Source organism: Paenibacillus jamilae, assembly GCF_050482105.1.
In the GTDB taxonomy this organism is placed as follows: domain Bacteria; phylum Bacillota; class Bacilli; order Paenibacillales; family Paenibacillaceae; genus Paenibacillus; species Paenibacillus jamilae_B.
The window spans coordinates 266,545-291,318 of sequence record NZ_JBCNHI010000018.1 but is presented as its reverse complement, the minus strand read 5'-3'; the positions used below and the strand labels follow the sequence as shown (position 1 = coordinate 291,318).

Sequence of the window (24,774 nt, the reverse complement as noted above, 5' to 3'; positions counted from 1 at the left end):
TTAGTTACTAAACGTTAATTATGTGATCGGGGGTACAACATGCAGCGTCAACAGTTTGAAATGATTTTAAGATCGCGGATTGTAGAATCCGCCCAAGCATTGCATCAAAGTGGTGTATCCTTTGCCACTTTCGATACTACGCGTTGCAACCCGGAATTTTGGAAATTAACGAAAAAGGGCGGTTGTCGGATTAAAGCAGGAGTCACTCCAGCGCAAGGGATCAGAGACATTTTTGCGAACGGTCACCAATACGCTTTTGAGTGTGCAACAGCTATGGTTATTGTGTTGTACAAAGGAGTATTGGATTCCATTCTGGAAAGTGAGTTTAATCGGATTTTTGCAGATATGCTGTTGTATGATTGGCAATATGACAGTGATCTCAAGCTCATACAACAGCAAGGCATTCATAAAGCAGTTCCTGGGGACATCCTGTATTTCAACAATCCGGATGTGTCGCCGGATACATTGGAATGGAAGGGAGAAAACGTCGTTAAACTGAAGGAGGATTTATATTATGGTCATGGAATTGGCATTTTGCCAGCTCAAGGCATTATCGATTCTCTTAATCGACATCGCCGGCCGGATGCCACAGTTTCTGCCTATTTGACGGATGAAGTGGTTTACCCTGATTTCGTTTATCTATCGCAGTTCGCACCCGAAGAAAACCGAGGAATTGAATTATCAGGGAATACATTTTATCAACATGAATTTAGTCACTGTATACATGCTGTCATTGGCGGAAGGCAGTATATTCAGGAATAGGAGAGAGTGAATACTGAAAAGAAGGTATTCCTAGGCCTAACTTGGCTTTGGGATACCTTCCTGAGAAAACCCTTTATTTTCAATAACTTTTACAAGTAAGCCGGACCCGATTGACTTTGATCAGTATTAACATTTACAGGTACCTGTGGGGGTGGAGTTTGCATGTTGCCACCTGTATTCTGGAAGTTGCCACCTACATTCTGGAAGATAGACTGAACCTTATCAATCAGGTATGGTGTGGAGTCGATGATTTTCTCAAACAAATGCGTTTGATTGTCCAGTGGAACGATTTGTGCTCCTTGTTTGCCGACAACTAAAAAGGCAATGGGATGAATAGATACACCACCACCGCTACCCCCACCAAAAGGGTGTCCTTCCTTCCCGCTATGATTACCTGATCCTGAGGAAGTATGAAGCGCCTCTTCATCTACGTTAAAGTCACTTCCCCCAGCAGCAAAACCAAACCCTACCTTACTGATCGGCAAAATAACGGAACCATCGGGTGTTTCCACCGCGTCCCCCACAATCGTATTTACGTCCACCATGGCTTTAATGTTCTCCATCGCGGTTTGCATGAGCCCTTGAATCGGATGATCTGACATGTTTTATTCCTCCTCTGCTTATATCAAGCGTAGACTGCTTTTCTTTCGCTATTGTGTGCATTGGTTCAAGGAAATATGTATGTCAGTCCTCTAACCTGTTTATTCCTCACTGCTGGCTTGATGATTCTCAGGATTTTTAGAAATAACCCGTTTCCAAGCCTCAGGCCCTCCTGGAACGCGCCATATACGGAAAGCTAATATGAGCATGGAAAAGATTAAATAACCGAGCGACACTTTTGCTTCACAGTTCAAAATAGTAGTAAAACGTAGGCGATCCACCCAATAAGGCACAACAAACACCTTCGGGGTACAATCCATGCGCACAATGCTGGAAGCAAAACCGATTAAGGTCGTTTTTACCCCCCACAGTATACCGGTTGAGGTCGCTGTATAAGCAGCATCAGCAAGGCTAATATTGGTAGACCATTCCATTTTCGACACCGATACATGGGCCAATGTATGTCGCATCCATCGCCGTAAAGATTTCGTTCCTTTAAGCAAAACCTGTATATCATGTATAAATCGCTTGATCTTTTCAGTATCAATATTTCCGCTATCCACAGAAGCATCCGTTTTATGTATATTTTTATGGCGGTCAAGCCGATAAAGAATCCCTTTTTTCAAACCTGCTATGAGAAGGGCCGGAATATCGTAATTCATTTTGATCAGCCCAAATAGAAATCTGACCTCTAAATGCGCCCGGTCATCATTGTCATGCTTGGCAATTTCCAGCTTCAATCGAATTTGGGAGAGCAGAATAGCCAGTACAATGAATATAACGAAGATGATGGCGATACCGATCCATTTCCACACTGACGAGCCCTCCCTACCTTTTTGCTATAGAATATCATGGCAAAAATAGTATGACCCTTCGGCGGAAAATCATGCATCTTAAAATGCCAAACAGCCAGCCCCCAATGACCTAAGGACTGGCTGTTTTTTGAATTTTGAACTCAGGACTCCAAGCCTGAATCGCTCTCTACTGGTTGATTGCTCTCCAGACGCTCGAACAATAGCTGTGTCTCTTCCTCCAAGTTGTCCGAATCTTCGAACAACTCCGGTTGTGGCAGGTCTCCGAGAGAGCCTAGACCAAAATAATCTAAGAATGATTTCGTCGTTCCGTACAATATCGGTCGTCCGATAGCTTCAGCTCGACCTTTCTCTTCAATGAGCTCCTTGTTGACCAGAGTATGTATGGCCCGCTCGGATTTGACACCCCGAATCTCTTCGATTTCAACTCTTGTAATGGGCTGGCGGTAGGCCACAATGGCCAGTGTCTCCAAAGCAGCCTGAGACAATGAGGCACGTGCCGGAGAGTAGGCGAGCTTTTCAAAATAAGGTGCATGTTCGGATAAAGTTGCAAGCTGATAGTGACCGGCAATACGGACAAGCTGCAGACCTCTTCCTCCCTGCTCCATGTCCTGTTTCATATCCTCCAGACATTTTTCAACCAGCTCAAGCTGCTGCTCTACAATGTCGGCGATCTGCTTGGTGGACAACCCTTCCTCTCCTGCGAGGAATAGCAGCCCCTCAATAATTGATTTCAGCTTCAGATAATCCATTAACCCGTAAATCCCCTCTCCACTCCATTACAATATCATCGAAAAGCTTCTCCTGATAACAGAAGATTTGCTTCATTTTCATCAATTCAAGGATAGCCAAAAAGGTCACAACCACTTCATGCCGATACATATCCTCATGCATCAGCTTAGAGAACAGCAGCCGTCCTCCATTGCCCACCTTCTCTAACGCCCCGATAACTTGCCGGATACGGTCCTTGACTGAAATTTCATCCCGATGAACACGGGTTACCGTTGTACGTCGTTCTGCTTTGCGCAGTGCACGCTGAAAGGCTGCGACCAAATCGCTTGCATGCAGCCCATGCACCGGGTTTGCGGGTTCTGTTGGCAGGTATGCGCTCAGATCTTCCGGCTCTTTGCCATAAATCAGACTCCGCTCCCACTCCCGTTCACTCAGATGGCGAGCAATCCCTTTGTATTTACGATACTCTACCAGCTTGCGAACCAGTTCCTCGCGTGGATCATAATCCTCTTCTTCATAAAAATCCAAATCGTCATATTCCATCACAGGTGGCTTGGGAAGCAACAATTTACTCTTAATGGATAAGAGCGTCGCTGCCATCACTAGAAACTCGCTTGTAATGTCCAGCTCCAGCTCCTGCATACTGTGCAAAAAAGCCATGTACTGATCAGTAATATCGCTAATCGGGATATCCTGAATGTCGATCTCGGCTTTATCAATCAGATGCAACAGTAGATCCAGCGGACCCTCGAATGTTTCCAGCTTGTAATTTACGACTGTCAATGTGCTTCCCCCTGCCTTACTCCAATCATCATTCAACAATACCTTTCCCCATCAGCACTTATGCTCTACGTTATCAATCCCTCTTTCTGTAGTATATACGTCATCGCCTTGCTTAACAATCCAATCCCTTTTCCACTTGGCTGTTTATGCTGTTCTTTCAGGCATTTATATAATTAGAGTTGCTTGCCGAGATTGGCCATTTCAATTGCAGCCAGCGCAGAATCCCAACCTTTATTCCCAGCCTTTGTACCTGCCCGCTCAATGGCTTGCTCAATATTTTCCGTGGTCACTACGCCAAAAATAATAGGGACGCCCGTTTTCAGACTGCTTGCCGCCACACCCTTAGCAACTTCATTGCAGACGATATCATAGTGTGAAGTAGAACCGCGGATAACCGTACCAAGCGTAATGACGGCATCATATTTTCCACTTGCGGCCATTTTTTGTGCAATAAGCGAGATTTCAAATGCACCCGGCACCCATGCTACATCAATTTCATTTTCCTGTGCACCATGTCGTTGAAGTGCGTCAAGCGCTCCGCTTAACAGTTTGCTTGTAATAAACTCATTAAATCTGCCCACCACAATACCATATTTTAAACCACTCGATACGAGATTACCTTCTAGAAAACGTGCCATGTTGATCAACCTCTCTTTTTTGGATTATTTACAATGACGAACGACGACGGTAGTTGATTAAATGCTGAATGCTAATCAGCTTCAATTGGTGTCTCTTGGCGATCACGGCCAAATCAGGCAGACGGGCCATTGAGCCATCTTCCTTTATAATTTCGCAAATGACTCCGGCAGGCTTGCAGCCGCTAAGCCGGGCCAGATCGATAGCCGCTTCAGTATGACCAGCACGCTGCAAGACTCCACCATCGCGAGCAATTAGCGGAAACATGTGACCAGGCTTGCGGAAATCGCTTCCTGTGATTGTTTCATCGGCCAAAGCTCGAACAGTCAAAGAACGCTCGGCCGCTGAAATCCCGGTTGTCGTCTTCATATGATCTACTGATACCGTAAAGGCGGTACCGTGAAAATCTGTATTTTGCTCGACCATAGGATGCAATTCCAATGCCTCGGCTCTATGCTGTGTGATCGGCGCACAGACCAAGCCGCGACCTTCTGTAATCATGAAATTGATGACCTCGGGCGTTGCTTTTTCAGCCAAAGCAATAAAATCGCCTTCATTTTCCCGCTGTTCATCATCCACTACAATAACGACTTTTCCGTTTTTTAAATCCTCCAATGCTTCTTCGATGGAATCCAATCGAATCTCTTCGTCATGCTCCAACTCGCCCTGCTCGATGACGTTTGCCGTTGCACTGGTTCGGATGTCTCTATCCATAATCCTCTCCTCCTTATGTCTTGTGCCACGAATGCACCTGAACCAATTTTTCTCTCATTCTGTATCAGGCTGTATCAAGCAAATCCGTGTTTCGCCAGATAATCCAAACTAAGAGGAGCCTGATCTACTCTCTCCATTGACGCTGAACCTCTGTAATTTAAAAGTTGGTCTACATATTTGCCCAATATGTCACATTCAATATTCACGGTGTCCCCCTCACGTTTGGCTTGTAAGGCCGTTTCGGCTAAGGTGTGGGGGATAATGGATACGGCAAAGCTATTTCTCGTACGCTGTGCGACTGTGAGGCTAATACCATCAATTGCAATTGACCCTTTAAGGAGGATATATTTAAATAATGCTTGATCAGAAGGCTCAACTTCGAACACAACCGCATTCTGGTCTGATGCTACTCCACGAATCGTACCGGTCCCATCCACATGCCCCTGTACGATATGTCCTCCGAATCTTCCACTCGCCGCCATCGCCCGCTCCAGATTGACTCGGCTGCCGGGTCTGAGTTCCCTGAGATTACTGCTGCGAAAAGTCTCCGGCATCACATCGACCTTAAAATCTTTAGTACCAATCTGTATTGCCGTCAGGCAAACACCATTCACTGAGACACTGTCACCTATTTTCAAGTCGCCTAATACCACGGAACCCGAAATCCCCAGCACCATCGCTTCACCGCTTTTGGAGATGCTTTGAATGCGACCCACTTCCTCGACCAAACCGGTAAACATGCTTTCACTCCTTTCCACTATTATTTCAGTTTATCCCTAATTCATCAGCTGTAAGCGCAAATAACCCCCAGTCGGAATTCAATCCGTCATGGGGGTGATGAGAGTCACATATGTAGTATACAAGCGCAGTCCATTACTTCTTAAAATGACATGAAATCATAGGTTGCCAGTTGAAAGCATGACTGACGATACAGCTAATAACGCTCAGAACGCCTATCCAAAAGAAAGCTTAAAAAGCTGTCGATCTGATACTGTCCTACAACGAAATAAGCCGTACGCGTATTTACGTATGCTAAAAAATGGCACATGTCACGTCAATCACATGCGCTTCGTATCCTTCTCCCATCCAGACTATACTGTCGGTCCCGGAATTGCACCAGGTCCACCTTCTGCTGATTATTTCAGCATCCGGGTCACGGACTAAGACATGTTGTTCTCGCAAAAGCGATTCACAAACATGTCATCACCGCCGGTGGGGAATTTCGCCCCGCCCCGAAGGATCTTGCTCTTATTTAATTGAATTAACATTAAACTTGTTACGTATATTAGCACTGACTTCTAAAAAAAGCAAGTTATCTAATAATAGCTCCTGCCTTGGTTTTGACATATTGGCTGGAGAGTTCTTCGAACCAGGTTTTATCATTCATATGAAGCGCCAGATCAATCAGATCGGCCAGTTCGTCGACCCCAAGCTGTGTATCATGATCAAATGTAATGACGGCTGAAGCGACAGGTCCTCTCTCTCCCTCAGAACATGCTTCATAATCCAGTCGTACATCCACATGCCCATCAATAAACTCGCATTTTAGAAAATAAATAATTTCACACATTAAAATAGGGCGCACCTGTGTTGCTAACACGCAATCCATCACCTTGGCAGAATAATGCTGGTTCGTCAGCGTGAATTTGTGCTCTGTTGCCGCCAACGATGCCCGTCCAAAATCATCTGTAAACCTGAGTTCTACTGGCGTGATGTTCATAACCTTAGGGATTTGCTTTTTTATAATTTCAATTATTTCAACTGTGTTCAGCTTAATCATTACCTACACCTCATTGCATCTTAAAATTCAGAAGTAAACTTTTTAACCTGTCTTCTATAGGCCTCCACTCCTATATCGGAAATCATTACCTGTTTTTTTATGTTTCAACCCATAAACGCAAAAAAAGATTCCTGGCGCAGCAAGCGCTAGGAATCTCAATCGAACCGGTGCCGAAACAGCGGCTAACAATGTTACACGATTATTATGCAAAAAAAACAGAATTATAACTCCGAGATTTCATGTTTCTTTTTCAGAATAGTCCAACGTCGCTCAATCTCCTGCTCAAAGGTGGCCAGTGTCGCTTCCTCTTTGAGAAGATGCTTCGTTTTACCCATTAATTTTAGCCATTCTGCGGCTGGAATCCGTTTTCCCTTGTCTTCTGGATTGTACGTGATCGTCGTGCTCCCTTGCTCGATTTCGTACAAAGGAAAGAAGCAAGACTCGACTGCGGCACCCACGATGCTAGTACCCAGTCTGTCTTCGGATTTCCAGTTGAGCGGGCAGGCGCATAGAATTTTACCATATGCCGTCCCCACGTTGTTGGCATACCATTGAGCCTTGGCGGCTTTGCGCAGCATATCCTGCGGATGACTTTCGGCTGCTGTAAAGGCATATGGGATGTTACAGGCGGCCATAATTTGCACGGTGTCCTTATGATGTCCTTGCTTCCCTTTTTGCATTTTCCCTACACCCGACGTACTCGTCATGTGACCGACCGGAGTGGAGTACGATTGCTGTGAGCCTGTATTCATGTACCCCTCGTTATCATATTCCAGCATGATCAGCTTATGGTTACGCAGAGCCGCCCCAATTGCAGAACCCATACCAATATCCATGCCGCCGTCACCACTAATCATGATAAAGGTCGGATCATCCGACATCTCAATTTCATTACGACGCTTCATCTCCATGTAAGCTTCCAGCGCTCCCGAAAGTGTAGCAGCCCCGTTTTGAAAAAGATTATGGATCATCGGTTGCTTGTGTGATGTATATGGGTACCCTGTCGTCACTACATATACGCAGCCAGTTTGGAATAGAACGACAATATCGCCCTCAATCCCTTTAAAAAACAGTTCCAGCGCAGACAAAGCTCCACAACCAGGGCAAGCCCCGTGACCCGGTGTAAGACGGCGTGGTTTGGTTGTCAACGAACGCAGAGGTGGTACCTTGACTTTGAGCTTACCAGTCGCCTCGTCCGGCGTAACCTGAATCAGACCTGTACGGTATGCATCGCCACGTGGTGGCTGCATGACTTGCGGCATTACCTTGTCCGGTGACCCTGGATTAATTCCGTAATAATCAAAGGGCTTCTCCACTCGTCCAGCCTCTGCCGCCTGAATCGCAAGCTGGAAGAACGCCTCTGCATCTTCCGCATAAAAATCCTTACCACCCAAACCAAAGATACGGCTCAATACGAGTGTTTGGTTCAGCGGGTCCTCCTGCAACGCCGCCTTGATTTCGTGCGTCAAATTACCGCCATCCGATCCGTATGAATCTGCACGTTCACCCACCAGCAGCGCCTTGACATGGCGCAGTGCCTCCCGCAGTTGTGCGGCAGGGAACGGGCGGATAATATTCGGACGAACCACACCGGCTTTAATACCACGTGCGCGAAGTTGGTCTGCCACATCCTTGGCCGATTCGGCCGCCGAATTCAGCAGAAATACCGCAACCTCAGCATCCTCCATATGGTACAGATCCAAAATCGGATATTCCCGACCGGATAAAGCGGCATATTCTGCGGCTACCTGATCATATACTCCTTCTGAAAGCTTCAATGCTTCGGACAGTTGAACGTGATTATTCGTCAGATCATCGCCGTTCATATGTGCACCCACAGTGACAGGATGATCAAAATCCGTAATATTCGGATAATTTAGGTTCGGGTTGGGACCTACAAAATCGCGCACGGTCTCCGCATCAGCAAAATATTGCACTTTCCGTTTTTGATGGGACGTATAAAAACCGTCATATGCGACCATTACAGGCAACCGTACATCGCTATGCTCTGCGATTTTCAGGGCCATAATGTTCATATCATATACAGCCTGTGGCGTACTTGCCGTCAAAATGACCCAGCCTGTATTCAAACCATAATACAGATCCGAATGGTCCCCTCTAATGTCCAGGGGACCACTGACAGCGCGTGTCACCAGGTTCATAACCATAGGGAAACGGGTACCTGACTGAACAGGCAACTGCTCCAGCATGTAGAGGAAGCCTTGCGAACTGGTAGCGTTCACAACCCGCGCTCCTGCTGCCGCAGCTCCATAACAAATCCCAGCCGATCCGTGTTCTCCATCTGCTGCAACCAGCTTAATATTATGCTGACCACGCGTTTTCATTTGATCCAGATACTGTGCTACCTCGGTCGATGGCGTAATCGGGAAATATCCCATCATGTGATAATTGATCTGTGCGGCCGCCGTAGCTGCCATTTCATTACCGGATTCGAACGTTGTCACTTGTGCGGCACCCGTCTGTTTGAGCTCTTCCTCCAGCTTTGCCATTACGCACGCCCTCCTTCATATACCGGAAATTGGTGGGCAACCCGATGCTGCTCCGCCCAGCCCCATTGCTCGCGAAGCGAGCTTAATGCCCCCGACGGACAAATATCTACACACTTCAGACATCCTTTGCAATATTGGTAATCGATTCCTTGCAAAAACGGCATCATTCTTCCGCGTTTGTCTGCTTGCTCTTCCCATACAAAACAGTAATCCGGGCAAATCGAATCACATTTGGCACAGTGAGTACATTTCTCAGCTTCATACGCAGGTACATAACCCTGACGTGAACCACTAACATCTTTCGTCATGCTGTTTCCCTGAGTCGCAATAACGCCCCCCAGTGATTGTGTTTCGTACCCCAGCAAAGGCTGCGGACGTTCAAAAACCCGATCCTGCGCGTCTTCCGTAACCGGATATACGTGTAATTCCATTTCTTCAAACCCACGGTTAAATGTACGCAGATTAGGTTCTACTAACTGCGGATTTTTCTTTTCAAAGGTACTGCGTATAACCGATCTCATCGCTTCTGGATCTAAGAAATCACAGACACGGAACAAGGCCCCCAGCATGGATGTATTTAATTTGGTTCGCTCCTCCAGTGCGATGCCCATCGCATCTACCACTGCTAATGTACCGGATACCAATCCCAAATCAGCCCGTATTTCTTCTACCGGGCGCGTGGAATTTACCACTACAATCCCATCCGCCGGCAATCCGCTGATTACATTTACCGTTTTGTATAACGCTTCATGGAAAATGCCTACCACATGCGGTTGCTCGATCGGACTATGATCCCGAATATCCACCTCCGGCTCACAGAAACGAACAAAACTTTTAACCGGAGTTCCCTTCTTTTCCGAACCGTAGGATGAGAAATTTGAAGCATTCAGTCCCAGACCAAGCACCCCGGTTTCGGCCAACATTTTGCCAGCCAGATTTGCGCCGAGTCCGCCAATGGATTCCAGTCGGATTTCAAAAAATCCGAGTCGATTTGTGCGCGTTAAAATAGACAATGTGATAAGCCCCCTTCTTTTCCAACTCTTACTGAGATTGAATACTCATATAAAATAAATGGAAAATGCATTCTTCTGAAAAGGCTATCACAACACTTACTTTTCGAATGTGATCTTACGCACTGTATTACCAACGCGATTGCAAAAATCAGCAAACCGTCAAACAAAAGACAACAAAGCCGCCCTGTCCAGAGACAGAACGGCTTAGGTACTACACTATTTAAAGGAAATCATGTATGTGACGGCATATTATGCGTCAAATACTTTAACTTCTTTCATTTTGTCGCCTTGTTTTACAGCATCAATGAATTCCATACCTTTGGTTACTTTACCAAATACAGTATGTACTCCATCTAAATGCGGCTGTGGAGCGTAGCAAATAAAGAATTGGCTGCCACCTGTGTTGCGGCCTGCATGAGCCATGGACAGAACGCCTTTGGCATGCTTTGTTGTATTCGTAGCTGTTTCACAATCAATGGTATAGCCAGGACCGCCTGTACCGTTCCCGATTGGACAACCACCTTGAGCTACAAAGCCTGGGATGACGCGGTGAAAGCTCAAACCGTTGTAATAACCGCTGTTTGCCAGCTTTTCAAAGTTGGCAACGGTGTTTGGAGCTTCTTCCGGGAAAAAGTCAATTTCGACGATGCCGCCGTTTTCAAGATCTATTCTACCTTTTTTCATTGTTTGTATCTCCTTTTCAACCTGTTTTGAGAAATAACATCAAGTTCCAGTTTACTATGAATTGGCGCGCTTAGCAAAGCCTTGTCCAAAAAAAGGGACCATTGTCCCCGGTCTATGATTACCGACACAATGGCCCGCTTGATTTTAGAATTGCACAATCAGGACGAAACTGTAATTTTGGCGTTGGGTTGAACCACTGAAATGGCTTGATCACGAACCAAGCGCTGTGGCAAAACGTCGTTGCGAACGATATCCTCGTAGGTTTCCCGACGCACAACTAGCTCGGCCTCACCGTTGTTGACAAATACAACTGCTGGGCGACGTATCCGGTTATAATTGCTCGCCATGGAGTAATTGTAAGCTCCGGTTGAGGCAACAGCGAGCAAATCCCCGCTATTCGGACGAGGCAGTTCCACATCCCAAATAAGCATATCGCCGCTTTCACAGCACTTGCCTGCAATGGATACTGTCTCTTCGTTCGCATCTTGCGCTCGATTAGCCAGCATCGCTTCATACTTGGCCTGATATAGTGCAGGACGTGGATTATCTGTCATTCCGCCGTCTACGGAAACATATTTACGAACCTGCGGAATATCCTTGATACTTCCTACCGTATACAAGGTCGTACCCGAATCCCCTACAATACTGCGTCCCGGCTCGATCCAAATTTCTGGGAGTTCATCGTAGAGCCCTGAAAAATGAACTTTCACCGCTTCGGCGATGGCCTGTACATAGGTGGACAGTTTCAGCGGTGTGTCCTCCTCTGTGTAACGGATGCCAAATCCGCCACCGAGATTAATCACCTTGAATGAGAACTGAAGCTGTTCCTTAATCTCCCTACAAAAAGCTGCGACCCGCTCGGCAGCCATCTGAAAGCCATTGACTTCGAAGATTTGCGAACCGATATGAGAATGTACTCCCAGCAGATTAAGATGACCCAGCTTGATAGCCTGTTCTACCGCCTGACGTGCTGTACCGTTCGCAATGTCAAAACCAAATTTTGAATCTTCTTGACCAGTAGCCATATATTCATGCGTATGCGCTTCAACCCCTGGTGTAACTCGCAGTAAAATATTCACCTGCTGTCCTCTCTCAGAGGCGAGAGCCTGCAACAAATGTAGTTCCATCTCGCTATCAACAACAAAGCATCCAATTTGCGCTTCTAACGCCATTTCAATTTCTTCCGGCGTCTTGTTATTGCCATGAAAATGGATCCGCTCGGCCGGGAATCCTGCTTGTAGTGCTGTAAATAACTCTCCACTGGAAACAACGTCAAGCGACATTCCTTCTTCAGCAGCTAAAGCACACATCGCCATAACACAAAATGCTTTGCTTGCATAAGCCACTTGAAACTTCAAACCAGTCTCACGAAATGCTTCTATAAATTCCCGGCAGCGCCGGCGGACTAACTGTTCGTCTACAATATATAGCGGAGTGCCAAAACGCTCTTTCAAAAGCGTGGTATCGCATCCGCCAATCTCCAAATGTCCGTTGCTGTTAATTTTACTGCTTCCATGCAAATACATGTTCTGGCGCCTCTCTTTCTGGAACAAGTTAGTCATATTCCATCGAATGTTTACACCAGTATAGCAAAAAAAACATCAAGAACAATGGATTTTTATGCAGATCATTTATATTAATGTTCCTGTCCATTGCCTGAGTTTGAATCTGTGTCGGCATCCGTATGGGGCATACGCGTATTGTCCCTTGTTTTATTAAATGACGGGCGGTTAGGCGCTTCAAGTACAGGCATACGGAACAAAATGGAAGCTAACGCTTTGGCATTAAAGGGGATGAAAGGCCACAAATAAGAAGAATTATATGACCGATGCAGCGTCAGCATCAAAATAATCAGTGTTGTACCCACGACAAAGCCCGGTACGTGAAAGATAGCAACAGCAACCAGCAGGAACAGTCGAATCAGTCTATTCGCCAGCCCCAGCTCATAGCTCGGTGTTGCGAACATTCCTATGGCAGCAACAGCCATGTACAGCACGACCTCATTTACAAAAAGCCCCGTCTTAACCGCGATATCCCCCACCAGAATGGCTGCGATCAAACCCATAGCGGAAGCCAGTGGTGTCGGAGTATGCACAGCTGCCATTCGCATAAGATCGACCCCTAGTTCTACAATGATAAACTGGGCAATCAACGGAAGATGTGCTTGCTTTTGAGGACCGATAAAATCAAGAAACGCCGGTTTTAATTCGGGATTAATAACCATTAGCAGCCACATTGGAAGTAGAAACATCGAGGCAAATATGCCTAAAAAACGCACCCAACGCAAGTAGCTTCCCATAAAAGCGGTTTGCCTATTTTCTTCTGCATGCTGACATAGGTCAAAAAAGGTAGTCGGCAAAATCATCACGCTGGGTGAGGTATCAACGAAAATAACGAGTCTTCCTTCCATAATATGCGAAGCCACGACATCTGGTCGCTCCGAATATCTCACTAATGGATATGGATTCCAGCCTTTATTGATTATTGTCTCCTCCAATTGCTTATCGGCTAATGGAATACCATCCAGATTAACATTTTTAATTTTGTTTCGTACGGTATCCACCATGACCTTATCCACAATATCATCAATGTATCCCAAGCATACATCTGTTCGAGTTCGACGTCCGACCTGCATAGCCTCAAATTTAAGTCCGGGATCGCGCAAGCGGCGACGCACCAGACCTACATTTGTAAGCATTGTTTCAGTAAACCCGTCGCGTGCACCTCGCACGACTCTCTCCAAGGAAGGTTCCTCTGGATTCCGTACTGGGTAATTACGAGTATCCAGAATAACCGAAATACGTTCGCCTTCCATGAAGAACGCACTATATCCCGCCAGCACCTTATTTACGACAACAGACATTTTATCCGTCTTCTCCACCTGTATATGTGGAATATAATTTTCAAAATACGCCTGAAGTCCGTCTGACGTCATGTCATCCGGTGTCAGATAGGTGAGCCGCTTTAGCACCTCGAGCATGATCTGATCCTTGGCAAAGGAATTCAAAAACAGATATCCGATATGGCGACCACCTGTTTGCATTTCCCTGAGTACAACATCAAAGGTCTCTCCCAAGCCCAATACCATTTTAAGGGTTTCGCGATTTTCCTTCATCTTTGGCGAAATATCGTCCTCTATCTGCCAATAACGAATGGATTCCTCTACATTGTCAGAACGTTCGCTTTCTTTTTTGTGCTTAAGGTGGGCTGCTTCCTGCTCCTGCTTTTGCTTCCAGGAGCCCAATTTTTCCCTATCAGCATCATTTGCCTTTCCAATTGCTTCGTCACCATGATGATGATCCTGATCCATTCTGTGATCCATATCCCTTGCCCCCCTCACTTTCGTTATTATCGGTTGTATACAAACCAATCAAATAAGGAACCTGTCACCTTGCCAAGCACCATTGCCATTAACAGGCCGAACATGTATACGCTCATATGGAGTCGCTTGGCCAGTATGGGCAGGAGATTCAGTACCTCTGTCAAAGCCGCAGCGAGCAAGCCAATAAACACGCCGCAAAACAACCCAGGTATCCATGTAAATATGCCCGGCAACGTCAAGAAAATATCCCAGAAATCGGTCACGGTTCCCACTACTGAACCTAAAATCATCGCCTTTTCGTATGCACGTGATTTTTTGTACGATCGGGTAATTTGCGCTAATCGCGGCATGATATCCAGCACAATAAAAAAGGCAATCACACCGCTGCCTACCGCCAGCCCTCCAGCAATACCTAAAATAATCTGAAGTGCAGCCTGTACAAATATCATGGTTTCTTATCCTTTGTCTGCAGAGCCATCTTTTCATATTCCTCTGCCACAACATACTGATCCACATTCTCCTGATACAGATACATTTCCACCTCCAGTGGCGTCGGCTCCTCGTTCCATTTTTTCTTGAACAAGTGATTAAAAAATACGATCATGCCAAAGCCGATGCCGATCGAGTAAGCTATTTGGAACAAGTACGGATGCTCATCCTTTTGTCCTGTAATCATTTCCACAATCCGAACCTGTACCTCCATCATGCTAACGTCAGCATGAAAATTCATAATTGTCAGCGCAGAGCCAAAAAACAGAAGCAACCATACCAACACAAACAGTATTTTGGATGGCTTACGGGGTCTCTCCACAAGTTCTACAAGGACATGCGGTTTCCCGAGAGATTCAACTACGACTCCCGGAATATGGTCTCTAATTTTTGATATGATCTGTAGCATGTCTACCAGTATCAGATTACCGTCCTGCTTCTGCGGCCGCTTGAGAACAAGCTCAAGCAGATCCTTTTCCCATTCAGGATCCGCCAGCAGATGGGCTACATCGCCCAAATGTAAATCCTGACCTTGGATCATGCGCACACGACTACGGAGCCGCAAGTAGACAACAGGCGCTACTGTAGGAGCCGGACTATGAGTCATCCGATTCCCTCCTTATCCTCGTAATTACCGATTAGTATGGAACGAAGCCAGCAAACCTATTCTGTGTATTGTCTTTTGACACACGTAAAAAAGAGTACTCCTGGCCATTGTAATGGCTTTGGAATACCCTTTAGAGTGCGTATGCACAAGGATTTCACGCTCTAAAATTCTGCCTTCATTATTGAGCAATCTGATCGCGAATCAGTTGTAAAATCTTTTTTTCCAAGCGCGATACCTGCACTTGTGAAATACCAAGGCGACTTGCAACCTCTGACTGGGTCTGATCCCGGTAATAACGCAGATACACAATTAGCCGCTCCCGCTCAGATAGTCCGTCAATGGCCTCATTCAGTGCCAGCTTGTCGAACCATCTTTCCTGCGATTCGTCAGCAATCTGATCCATCAATGTAATCGGGTCCCCGTCATTTTCAAACACCGTTTCGTGAATCGAGGTAGGAGGCTTATTGGCCTCCTGCGCAAAAACAACATCCTCCGGTGTCACGCCCAGCTCATCAGCAACCTCCTTGACGGTAGGCAGGCGATTAAGCCGTTTGGATAGCTCGTCCTTCATTTTGCGGACCTTATTGGCAGTTTCCTTCAAGGAGCGGCTAACCTTGAGTGTGCCGTCATCTCGAAGAAACCGTTGAATCTCACCGATAATCATGGGGACGGCGTATGTTGAAAATTTGACTTCGTAGCTGAGATCGAATTTATCCACCGATTTTAACAATCCGATGCAACCAATTTGAAAAAGATCGTCAGGTTCATACCCCCGGTTCATAAAGCGCTGCACGACAGACCAGACGAGCCGGATATTACTATTGACCAGTGTCTCACGGGCATCATTATCACCAGATTGGCTCAGGGCAATAAGCCGCTTGACCTCTGTATCCTCCAAATAGTTGTGCGAAGTTTTTTTTCCTCCTGCTTCCATAGGATCAACTCCTAATTATATAAAGCTTTCTTGGATTCAATCCTTTTCTTCATCCGGACCGACGTGCCTCCGCCCGGCTCACTGACTGCTTCGAACTCATCCATGAAATTTTCCATAATCGTAAAGCCCATACCGGATCGTTCCAATTCAGGCTTGGACGTATAGAGGGGCTGCTTGGCCAGCTCCAAATCCTCAATGCCCCGCCCTGCATCCTCAACGACCAACGTGATCACGTCCGCTTCAATCCCAACTTTAATCGTTACGACACCTGACGGATCGCTGTCATAGCCGTGAATAATACTGTTTGTTACTGCTTCGGACACAACGGTCTTCAAATCGCTAAGCTCATCCATTGTGGGATCAAGCCTGGAAATAAAGGCCGCCACAGCCACGCGGGCAAAGGCTTCATTTTCCGATTTGGCAGCAAACTGTAAGCTCATGAAATTGTTCCCCGTGCCTTCTCTCATGACACAACCTCCAGTTCCGTGAGCGCATTTCCCTCGTTGTCAAATATGGGCATGATTTTAAACAAGCCTGACATATCCAGCAGTCGATGAACCGGCGGATTGACATCACACACTGCCATTTTCCCACCCTTTTGCTTAATCAGTTTGTATCGTCCCAATATAACGCCAAGGCCGGAACTATCCATAAACTGAAGATTTTTCAGGCTGAGCACGATATGCTCGCATTGCCGACGCTGAATCGCCTCATCCATTTGCATACGGACCATATCCGACGTATGGTGATCAAGTTCACCAGATAGCCTTACAATAAGTACTCCCCGGTGATGCTCCATTTCAATTTGCAGGTTCATGCTTACTCACTCTCCTCCCGGTCTTGGACAAGGATTTCTACGTAGTCGCAGACGATTCCTGCCCTCCGACAAAACTAGAAGAAAACCCCGTAAAATCTACAAAGAAAATAGGTTCGACATGGTACGTTTAAACAATTTCCACCAACCTGCCTTTTCGATCGCTACAGGCGAAGTGATATTAAACTCCTTAAGACGTTGTCCATCCTGATACACAACCAGCTTACCAACGGGGTCACCCACCCGGACAGGAGCTTTAAGGCTTGGGGTCAATTGCAGCTCGTGACGCAGCGTTTGTTTGTTGCCGCCTTTTTTCACCAGCACACTGTAAGGACGGTCAGCCTGAATTTCCAGCTCTGGCAATGCACCTTTTTCAACTTTTACACTGCCCAGCTTTTCACCTACCTTATATATGGATTTCATTGTGTATTGAGAAAATGCGTAGTCGAACATGGAAGAAACTTCATTGTTGCGTATCTTCGTGTTCGGCTCACCGAGCACGACAGCTACAACACGTAAGCCCTCACGCTTTGCCGTAGCGGTAAGACAGAACTTTGCTTCTGATGTATAGCCTGTTTTGAGCCCGTCTGCTCCGGTATAGAAGCGAACGAGCTTATTGGTATTGACCAGCCAAAAGGGCTTGGCCGAGGATTTGCGCAAATAGTCCTGATAGGCTCCCGTATATTTCGTAATTTGCGGGTATTTCAACAGTTCCCGGCTCATAACCGCAATATCATGCGCAGAGGAATAGTGGTTTTTTACAGGTAAACCGTTGCAATTGGCAAAATGCGTGTCTTTGAGTCCAAGTTGCTGCACCTTGGCGTTCATCATCTCGACAAAAGCTTGTTCAGACCCTGCAATTTTCTCCGCCATCGCTACAGAAGCGTCGTTGCCAGAAGCCATCGCAATTCCCTTCAGCATCTCATCGACCGTCATTTCTTCTCCCGGCTCCAAGAAAATTTGCGAGCCTCCCATTGAAGAAGCATACTCACTGGCCCGCACTTTATCGGTCAGCTTGAGCTTGCCCTCATGAATGGCCTCCATGGTCAGCAGCATCGTCATAACCTTGGTGATGCTTGCTGGCGGAAGCTTTTCACGACTGTTTTTTTCATAGATGACTGTGCCTGTATCTGCATCCATCAAGATCGCCGAAAGAGCCTGGGGAGCCAGCTCAGCTGCTGATCCTTCTTTGGTTTTGCTTTCAGGTCTGCTTTCTTCGGCCCAACCGCTGGCAGGGACGGCAGTCAAGGCCACCAGACAAGCCAGGATGAACGCCACCACTTTTTTCTTCACAATCGGTTCCCTCCTCAACATATTAGCGTAAAGCACCGGAGCCCATTTACTTACCTCTCCGGCCTATTCGCGTGCTGCTAACCATTGTCGTCAGAATGAAAGAAAAATATTCCATATGAATAAAAACGTCAAATAGCACCAAGCTGAGTCAGCAGGGTGCTATTTCCCAATATATAAAACATCTATCATCTAAATAATGATCTATAGAAATCGTTTAGATTCGACTAACGGTGAGATATGTGATACCTCCACCTGGTAAAATATCGACTGCATTTTGACTAAACACCCGTATATCAATAAAAGAATTCGCCTCAAGTCTAAGTTCCATTGCTCCACTCAATGCACCATAGTTCCGTCCGCCTATGACCCTGTCATCGAGGTAAGCATAGGCAGAACTGCCAGTGAGTTGCTCATCGTTCAGGTGAATTGCCAGTCGCGTACGATTGCCATCCACTTGGGGATCAGTCGAGATGTAGACTTGTATTCTGTATTTCCCAGCACGCTTGGCTCGCCATCGACTATTTGATGCGTCGAATTCGGTCAACTCATCCTGGTTGATTTGATCGAACCTTACTTTCTGCCAGCTACCAGCAGGGATATTTTTCCTTGACCCAAGGTAGGCTTTGACAAAGGTTTCATTTAAATGCTCTATGCCGTTATTCGAATATTTTTCGACGAGCAACAGTGCCTGACCTGTCCCATTATTCTCGTCATAACGATTATTGCTATAGCTAAAATCCAGATGTGAACGAAGCGTTACCTGCTGTGTGGAGGAACTGCCAGAGAAACAAATAAGCTGTTTTAGATTACGGGGATATCCGCCTACCTCGTCCACCAAAACTTTTTTGCCAATCACCACATCCACAAAATAATTGCACACAGATTGAGTATCATCGTATTTGTCTGCTATCGCCAAAATAGAGTCGCGCAGGGCGACATTTTTGGTTTCTTTGGTAGCACCAATTTGAATAAAAGAAGGTACTGTCGTCTTGTGTTCTCTGCTTAGTCCCTCGAACCAGCAGCCTAAAAATTCTGCATTCATAAAATCATCTATTAGAATGGGAATATCACTCGGGCTTCCATCCTTAATGTGCTGGCTAGCTATAAATCTCGCTCCGTTAGAGCTATTCAGGTCTAGTGCTGTATCGTTCCCGAGCGTAAAAAGCGCAATGCTTGTAAACTGTGAACTTCTATTCTGCAAGTGAATCCCTATTTTGTTGTAATTTATTTCCGTGCATTTTAATAAGTTCACATCACTTTCATAGCCCCAAAAAGCTGTTTCAAAATGTTCAATCAGCACGTTATCCAGGACAACGCCGCCGCCTTTCCAATCCTGAATTCCCACAGTACCCTTGCCATAATACCCGCGCTTCACAGACTGCGAGAACGGATTATTTAAGGTGGCTCTATCAGTCCCTTCGTATCGGATTGCTAAGTCATGGAACTGCACATTTTGAAAGCCACTAAACGATGGCAGGCTTTCGTCTCCAATTTGAAAACAAGGGCCCGTGCCATAATATTCAATCGACGTAACTCCCTTACCCTGTCGGTATCTACCCTTATGAATACCAAAAATGCGCACACCCTGCTTGCGAATCTGTAGGGTAGATGTTATTTTGTATCGGCCACTGGGGATGTGAAGAATGGAGTAATCGGGGGTTTTGTTAATTAATTCTTGCAACGCTGCCGTATCATCCTGAATACCATCACCAGCAGCCCCAAACCAGCTTACATTTACACTTCGCTCCATAAATTCTTTTTCAATGGCTTCGAAATTGTCATTCAATTGTTGAGGCGTTAAACCTTTGCCCGCACCACTCAAGTTCAACTTCAAACGGTCTGTAAAATGATCGGCCACCCAAACACCCCCATGTTTAAAAGCATAAAAAATACTTCAGACAATGCCAAAGAATTCTTCATTCTCTTAGCTGAACTGAGTATATGCACAATAGGGCTTGCTCTAGGCTCAAGAAATATAAATATTTTATTATGATTGTACAAGGAGATACATTTTGTATATTATAGATACATAATGTATCTAGGCGGTGAAACCGTGAAACACATACTCACAGTAGCCGGTCTACTGGCTTTCTCGATCCCCTTTGCCTGTCAGGGTTTGTCTCCCAGAGTTATCACAATTTCTCTGCTTATCTTGTTGTTCAGCTACACCATGCTTCTGCCTTCACTCAAGTCATTAATTGCAATCCTGGCTGATAACCCGTTGCTTACTTTACTCATGCTGTACATCGCCGCCTCCTGTTTGTGGGCTGAACAAGAGCAGACCTCTTCCGTGCTGATGGTTCTCAAATTTCTTGCTTTTTCTACCTTCGGGCTCTATCTGGTCACCCATTATACAGCTCAGGGCTGCATACGGCTCTTAGTTGCTACATTAAGTATATTAAGCGTACTCAATCTACTGGCCGTTATACTCGTTCCTTCCTTTGCTATTCATGGCGGTGTTGAACATACTGGACTGTGGAAGGGAATCTCTGGTCATAAAAATACACTCGGAACCCTCTCACTGTTAAGCTTTGTTTCACATGTCATTTACTTTTTCAGGGGCACACACAAGGCATGGCATATTGGCTTCATCTTACTCAATGCCTTGTTGCTCATCAAATGCCAGTCTACCACCTCATTGGTGCTGACATCTTCACTTTTCGTATTTATTTTGTTTATATTGCTATTCAAAAGAATTCGAAGCATCGCGTTGCGCGGCTTCTTCCTTAGCTGTTCTTGCTTACTCGTTCTTTTGGGTTTGGCATTCATCTTTACTTATGGAGATGCAATCGCATCAGAATTCGGAAAAACAACAACCTTAACTGGCAGAACGGAAATCTGGCAGGGAATTGGAGGTGCCATTCAGAGCCACTACTGGTTCGGCCATGGCTACGGCTCCTTCTGGGCCGCCCGACCGAGCATCTATGCGAATGGCATTCGCTTTGATCTGACAAGCAGTCATAGTGGCTTCCGGGATTTGTGGATTGATGTGGGGCTTGTAGGATTACTCGCAACAGTGATACTCGTCGTAACAACCTTAATTAAATTCAAAATTGGCAAAACAGATATGTATACATGGCTGACGGCAGTCGTATTTTTCCTGTTCATCGTATTGAACAATATAACGGATAGCCGTTTTCTGAATTCATTGGCCATTTACTGGATTATTTTTATGGTTATTGTGATCAAGGTGCAAGAGCGTCATAGACTGAGTGTAGCAGAACAGGTGAATACAGCTGCATCGAGCACACGCTCTCTTCACTTAGGCGATCATACTCAAGTCAACTGCGATGTGTAAAAAAACACCCCGTATCCCACGCCACAGAAGGCGCTCGGATATGGGGTGCTTTGGATATTCCTACCGTTTCGACGGAAACTGATACTACAGCTACATTTGTGGAATAATCGCCAGTACCAATTTCAAAAATTGTTCACGAACCTTCTCTGCCGTCTCCATCACTTCACCATGGGACAAAGGCTGATCCAGAATGCCAGCAGCCATGTTGGTGATACAGGAGAAGCCCAATACCTCAATCCCCGCATGACGAGCTACAATAACTTCAGACACAGTGGACATCCCTACTGCATCTGCCCCCAGTGTACGCAGCATGACGATTTCAGCAGGTGTTTCATAGTTAGGTCCCAGCAATCCGGCATATACACCTTCCTGCAGGCTGAAGCCTTGTTGATTTGCCGTTTGCTTGGCAATTTCACGTAAGCGGCGACTGTACGCCTCTGACATGTCCGGAAAACGAACACCCAGAGCAGCATCATTCGGTCCAATTAGCGGATTTTGTCCAGTCAAATTCAGATGATCCGAGATGACCATCAGGTCCCCCGCTTTGTAGGAAGTATTTACCCCACCTGCCGCGTTCGTCACCAGCAGGCTTTGAATTCCCAGCTGCTTCATCACCCGAACGGGGAAAGCCGTCAGCTGCGGACCATAGCCTTCATACATATGAAAGCGTCCCTTCATCATAACGACAGCGCGACCTTCAATAGTGCCTAATAGTAATTCTCCCTCGTGACCCTCCACCGTTGATACAGGAAAATGGGGAATATCCTGATAAGGAATACTCACTCCATCCTGAATCAAATCGGCCAGAATACCGAGACCCGATCCCAGAATAAGACCAATCTCAGGGCTTATCCCACTCTTGGCACGGATATAATCTGCTGCTTCCTGAATTGTAGCTTGGTTGGCTGTTGACATAAATATCTCTCCTGACTTGTACAATCGTAAAGTTATAGTCATTATCACATTTTCTAGGATAGCAAGGCGACGTTACATTCAATTCTTGCTTTCATGAGAAGTACGGTTGCCGCCGTGCGGGTGATGCATTTCATATACTTCCTTCATGTTCCGTCTAGCTGTCTGCGCATATACCTGTGTTGTTGACAGATCAGCATGACCCAGCATTTCCTGCACAGAGCGCAAGTCCGCTCCGCCCTCCAGCATATGTACCGCAAAGGAGTGCCGCAGCGTATGAGGCGTGATATCCTTATTTATACCTGCTTCCTGAGCGTATTTCTTAATTATTTTCCAGAACCCTTGTCTACTAAGACGCTGTCCCGATACATTCAAGAACAAGGCTTCCTGCTTTGTCTGAGCCTCTTCACCCTTCCTGGGTCGCAGCAACGCTGGACGCTGCTCGTCCAAGTAGACTTGTGTCCACTGTGAAGCTTCACGACTGATCGGTACAACACGCTCCTTGCCCGCCTCACCGCCACAGTGTACAAAGCGCAAATCAATGTGCACATCACGCACATTGAGGGCAATCAGCTCTGATACGCGGATTCCCGTCGCATACAGCAACTCTAGCATAGCCTTATCTCGTCCCCCTTGCGGGGCACTCACATCCGGCGCTGCCAGTAATCGCTCTATCTCATCCTGCATTAATACCGAGGGTTTCTTTTTTGCGGCTTTGGGTAGTTCCACCAGAACGGATGGATCATGGTTCGTGATTCCCTCCCGAATAAGAAAATGGAAAAAGGAGCGAATTGAAGCGACGCTACGTGAGATGGTCGCCGCAGCTTTTCCTTGTTCCTTCAGACGCCCCAGATATAGTACCAAATGTGAGCGCTGTACATTGTCCGGCTGTTCAAGTCCACAACCTTCTGCGAACTCGGCAAACTGCTGTATGTCCCGCTGATACGCTTCCAATGTACTGCGTGACAACCCTTTCTCCTCTTCCATAAATTGAACGAAAGGTTGAATATACATTTTCATGAGTTCCAAAAGTCTCCTTGTCCTGCATAGAGCGATTCAGTTGTTGCGTATGCTTCTTCGTGTGCCGCCTTCATATCATCATCTCATCATGGAAATTACGTAGACTATTCACCGTACCAATAAAAGAAACGTAACCGTTCCAATAACCCGATTCGTTGCTCAGACCCTTCATTCACTGTTTGCTCGCCAAATACCTTAACTGCATGTCCTTCTGGTATTCGGTAATGATCTACAGGTGTTATCCAATCTGTAAACAGCTTGAGACTATAAAAGAACATACATGCCAACACCCCAAACAATATCAGCAAGCGCAGCCATTTTAGTCCTCTCCGCAAAGATAGTACCATGTGAATCAGCCGCCTCCCAAAATATAGTCCCTATTTAGGGCTCTCTATGAAAAGGGTATGACAAGCTATTCCGTTTTATACCACTTGGTTCTATAGAGCAAATTATGAACCAAAAAAGCTCTCCCGAACGCGTCTTCGTCGGTGAGAGCTTGGGTAGTCAGCTTATTAATCCTGTGATTTGTTTTTCTTGGTTTTGCCCGTGGGTTTCTGAGCGGTTGTATCATTCTTCGCCTTACAACGATAACAAATACCGTGGAAATCCAAACGATGGTCTACCACAGTAAAATTATATTCCCGTTCCAAACGCTCCTCTAACGGCCCAAGCCAATCTTCCAGTATTTCATCTACACTGCCGCACTGCACACATATCAAATGGTGGTGGTGATGTTTGGTTGTATCGCCGCGCAAATCGTAACGCGCAACGCCATCGCCAAAATTAATTTTCTCCACGACATGCAGTTCACTTAGCAGTTCTAGGGTACGGTATACGGTTGCCAGACCGATTTCGGGAGCTTTCTCTTTGACGAGCATAAATACATCTTCCGCACTCAGATGATCATCTTCGTTCTCAAGTAAAACTCTAACGGTGGCTTCCCGCTGAGGCGTTAGTTTGTAGCCCTGGGATTGCAGCTGCTGCTTAATTTTTTCGATCCGTGCTTCCATGTGTCTCCCTCCCCCTGCAAAGCTACTGCCTACTGCACTTTTTTTCACT

General features: G+C 46.1%; 26 protein-coding genes and 1 riboswitch. Of the genes, 2 read left to right on the top strand and 24 right to left on the bottom strand.

The genetic code is table 11. The features are described from left to right. Window positions 1–39 precede the first annotated feature (39 nt). Window positions 40–762, top strand: coding sequence for a protein-glutamine gamma-glutamyltransferase (locus ABEW32_RS16475; RefSeq protein ID WP_430189400.1), 723 nt, complete (start codon window positions 40–42; stop codon window positions 760–762). An 89-nt stretch (window positions 763–851) separates the two neighbouring features. Here the strand turns inward: ABEW32_RS16475 and ytfJ are convergent, their stop codons facing one another. The 20 genes from ytfJ to ABEW32_RS16375 form a co-directional block, all read right to left on the bottom strand. Then, window positions 852–1,364: a GerW family sporulation protein gene (ytfJ, locus tag ABEW32_RS16470; protein ID WP_430189398.1), complete on the bottom strand. Its 513-nt coding sequence runs from the start codon at window positions 1,362–1,364 to the stop codon at window positions 852–854. A gap of 99 nt (window positions 1,365–1,463) precedes the next feature. Next, a complete protein-coding gene (locus ABEW32_RS16465; RefSeq protein ID WP_430189395.1) occupies window positions 1,464–2,177 on the bottom strand; it encodes a DUF2953 domain-containing protein in 714 nt (237 codons plus the stop codon). Between the two features lie 140 nt (window positions 2,178–2,317). Beyond that, window positions 2,318–2,926, bottom strand: coding sequence for an SMC-Scp complex subunit ScpB (gene scpB, locus ABEW32_RS16460; RefSeq protein WP_430189392.1), 609 nt, complete (start codon window positions 2,924–2,926; stop codon window positions 2,318–2,320). Beyond that, complete coding sequence (locus tag ABEW32_RS16455) at window positions 2,895–3,689, bottom strand: segregation and condensation protein A (protein WP_290402710.1); 795 nt, start codon at window positions 3,687–3,689, stop codon at window positions 2,895–2,897. Before ABEW32_RS16455 ends, scpB begins: the two co-directional genes overlap by 32 nt. A gap of 173 nt (window positions 3,690–3,862) precedes the next feature. Next, window positions 3,863–4,327: a 6,7-dimethyl-8-ribityllumazine synthase gene (gene ribH / locus ABEW32_RS16450; RefSeq protein WP_430189389.1), complete on the bottom strand. Its 465-nt coding sequence runs from the start codon at window positions 4,325–4,327 to the stop codon at window positions 3,863–3,865. 28 nt (window positions 4,328–4,355) lie between these two features. After that, on the bottom strand, window positions 4,356–5,039 hold the full coding sequence (gene ribB, locus ABEW32_RS16445; protein WP_430189387.1) for a 3,4-dihydroxy-2-butanone-4-phosphate synthase: 684 nt from the start codon (window positions 5,037–5,039) through the stop codon (window positions 4,356–4,358). A 74-nt stretch (window positions 5,040–5,113) separates the two neighbouring features. Next, a complete protein-coding gene (gene ribE / locus ABEW32_RS16440; protein WP_430189384.1) occupies window positions 5,114–5,779 on the bottom strand; it encodes a riboflavin synthase in 666 nt (221 codons plus the stop codon). 330 nt (window positions 5,780–6,109) lie between these two features. Beyond that, window positions 6,110–6,283, bottom strand: a riboswitch (FMN riboswitch). A 68-nt stretch (window positions 6,284–6,351) separates the two neighbouring features. Beyond that, complete coding sequence (locus tag ABEW32_RS16435) at window positions 6,352–6,819, bottom strand: IDEAL domain-containing protein (protein ID WP_430189382.1); 468 nt, start codon at window positions 6,817–6,819, stop codon at window positions 6,352–6,354. 221 nt (window positions 6,820–7,040) lie between these two features. After that, window positions 7,041–9,329: a thiamine pyrophosphate-dependent enzyme gene (locus ABEW32_RS16430; protein WP_430189380.1), complete on the bottom strand. Its 2,289-nt coding sequence runs from the start codon at window positions 9,327–9,329 to the stop codon at window positions 7,041–7,043. Beyond that, a complete protein-coding gene (locus tag ABEW32_RS16425) occupies window positions 9,329–10,342 on the bottom strand; it encodes a 2-oxoacid:acceptor oxidoreductase family protein (protein ID WP_430189377.1) in 1,014 nt (337 codons plus the stop codon). The genes ABEW32_RS16430 and ABEW32_RS16425 overlap by 1 nt, the downstream gene beginning before the upstream one ends. A gap of 249 nt (window positions 10,343–10,591) precedes the next feature. After that, the gene (locus tag ABEW32_RS16420) at window positions 10,592–11,026 is read right to left on the bottom strand and encodes a peptidylprolyl isomerase (protein WP_068499419.1); all 435 of its coding nucleotides are present in this window, start codon (window positions 11,024–11,026) and stop codon (window positions 10,592–10,594) included. A 158-nt stretch (window positions 11,027–11,184) separates the two neighbouring features. After that, entirely contained in the window at window positions 11,185–12,552 is a 1,368-nt protein-coding gene (gene lysA / locus ABEW32_RS16415; protein WP_430189374.1) for a diaminopimelate decarboxylase, read from the bottom strand. A 110-nt stretch (window positions 12,553–12,662) separates the two neighbouring features. Further along, window positions 12,663–14,348 (bottom strand): spore germination protein, encoded by a 1,686-nt coding sequence (locus ABEW32_RS16410; protein WP_430189372.1) that lies wholly within the window; start codon window positions 14,346–14,348, stop codon window positions 12,663–12,665. A gap of 26 nt (window positions 14,349–14,374) precedes the next feature. Then, entirely contained in the window at window positions 14,375–14,797 is a 423-nt protein-coding gene (locus tag ABEW32_RS16405) for a stage V sporulation protein AB (protein WP_430189370.1), read from the bottom strand. Then, a complete protein-coding gene (locus ABEW32_RS16400; protein ID WP_430189368.1) occupies window positions 14,794–15,444 on the bottom strand; it encodes a stage V sporulation protein AA in 651 nt (216 codons plus the stop codon). The genes ABEW32_RS16405 and ABEW32_RS16400 overlap by 4 nt, the downstream gene beginning before the upstream one ends. Window positions 15,445–15,622: 178 nt before the next feature. Further along, window positions 15,623–16,378: an RNA polymerase sporulation sigma factor SigF gene (gene sigF, locus ABEW32_RS16395; protein ID WP_430189365.1), complete on the bottom strand. Its 756-nt coding sequence runs from the start codon at window positions 16,376–16,378 to the stop codon at window positions 15,623–15,625. An 11-nt stretch (window positions 16,379–16,389) separates the two neighbouring features. Then, a complete protein-coding gene (spoIIAB, locus tag ABEW32_RS16390) occupies window positions 16,390–16,845 on the bottom strand; it encodes an anti-sigma F factor (protein WP_013310781.1) in 456 nt (151 codons plus the stop codon). Continuing rightward, window positions 16,842–17,195 (bottom strand): anti-sigma F factor antagonist, encoded by a 354-nt coding sequence (gene spoIIAA / locus ABEW32_RS16385; RefSeq protein ID WP_430189363.1) that lies wholly within the window; start codon window positions 17,193–17,195, stop codon window positions 16,842–16,844. The genes spoIIAB and spoIIAA overlap by 4 nt, the downstream gene beginning before the upstream one ends. Window positions 17,196–17,291: 96 nt before the next feature. Then, the gene (locus ABEW32_RS16380) at window positions 17,292–18,485 is read right to left on the bottom strand and encodes a D-alanyl-D-alanine carboxypeptidase family protein (protein ID WP_430189361.1); all 1,194 of its coding nucleotides are present in this window, start codon (window positions 18,483–18,485) and stop codon (window positions 17,292–17,294) included. 214 nt (window positions 18,486–18,699) lie between these two features. After that, window positions 18,700–20,343 (bottom strand): glycosyl hydrolase family 28-related protein, encoded by a 1,644-nt coding sequence (locus ABEW32_RS16375; protein ID WP_430189359.1) that lies wholly within the window; start codon window positions 20,341–20,343, stop codon window positions 18,700–18,702. A gap of 195 nt (window positions 20,344–20,538) precedes the next feature. On the opposite strand from ABEW32_RS16375, the gene ABEW32_RS16370 reads away from it, so the two are divergent. Continuing rightward, window positions 20,539–21,783: an O-antigen ligase family protein gene (locus ABEW32_RS16370; RefSeq protein ID WP_430189356.1), complete on the top strand. Its 1,245-nt coding sequence runs from the start codon at window positions 20,539–20,541 to the stop codon at window positions 21,781–21,783. Window positions 21,784–21,873: 90 nt separating this feature from the next. Here the strand turns inward: ABEW32_RS16370 and ABEW32_RS16365 are convergent, their stop codons facing one another. From ABEW32_RS16365 to fur, 4 genes are all read right to left on the bottom strand, one after another. Then, window positions 21,874–22,698: a purine-nucleoside phosphorylase gene (locus ABEW32_RS16365; RefSeq protein WP_430189353.1), complete on the bottom strand. Its 825-nt coding sequence runs from the start codon at window positions 22,696–22,698 to the stop codon at window positions 21,874–21,876. 78 nt (window positions 22,699–22,776) lie between these two features. Next, window positions 22,777–23,715 (bottom strand): site-specific tyrosine recombinase XerD, encoded by a 939-nt coding sequence (gene xerD / locus ABEW32_RS16360; protein ID WP_430189350.1) that lies wholly within the window; start codon window positions 23,713–23,715, stop codon window positions 22,777–22,779. A gap of 104 nt (window positions 23,716–23,819) precedes the next feature. Further along, window positions 23,820–24,062, bottom strand: a complete 243-nt coding sequence (locus ABEW32_RS16355) for a YqzK family protein (RefSeq protein ID WP_430189347.1) — start codon at window positions 24,060–24,062, stop codon at window positions 23,820–23,822. Window positions 24,063–24,227: 165 nt separating this feature from the next. Further along, window positions 24,228–24,725, bottom strand: coding sequence for a ferric iron uptake transcriptional regulator (gene fur / locus ABEW32_RS16350; RefSeq protein ID WP_430189345.1), 498 nt, complete (start codon window positions 24,723–24,725; stop codon window positions 24,228–24,230). Window positions 24,726–24,774: the final 49 nt, after the last annotated feature.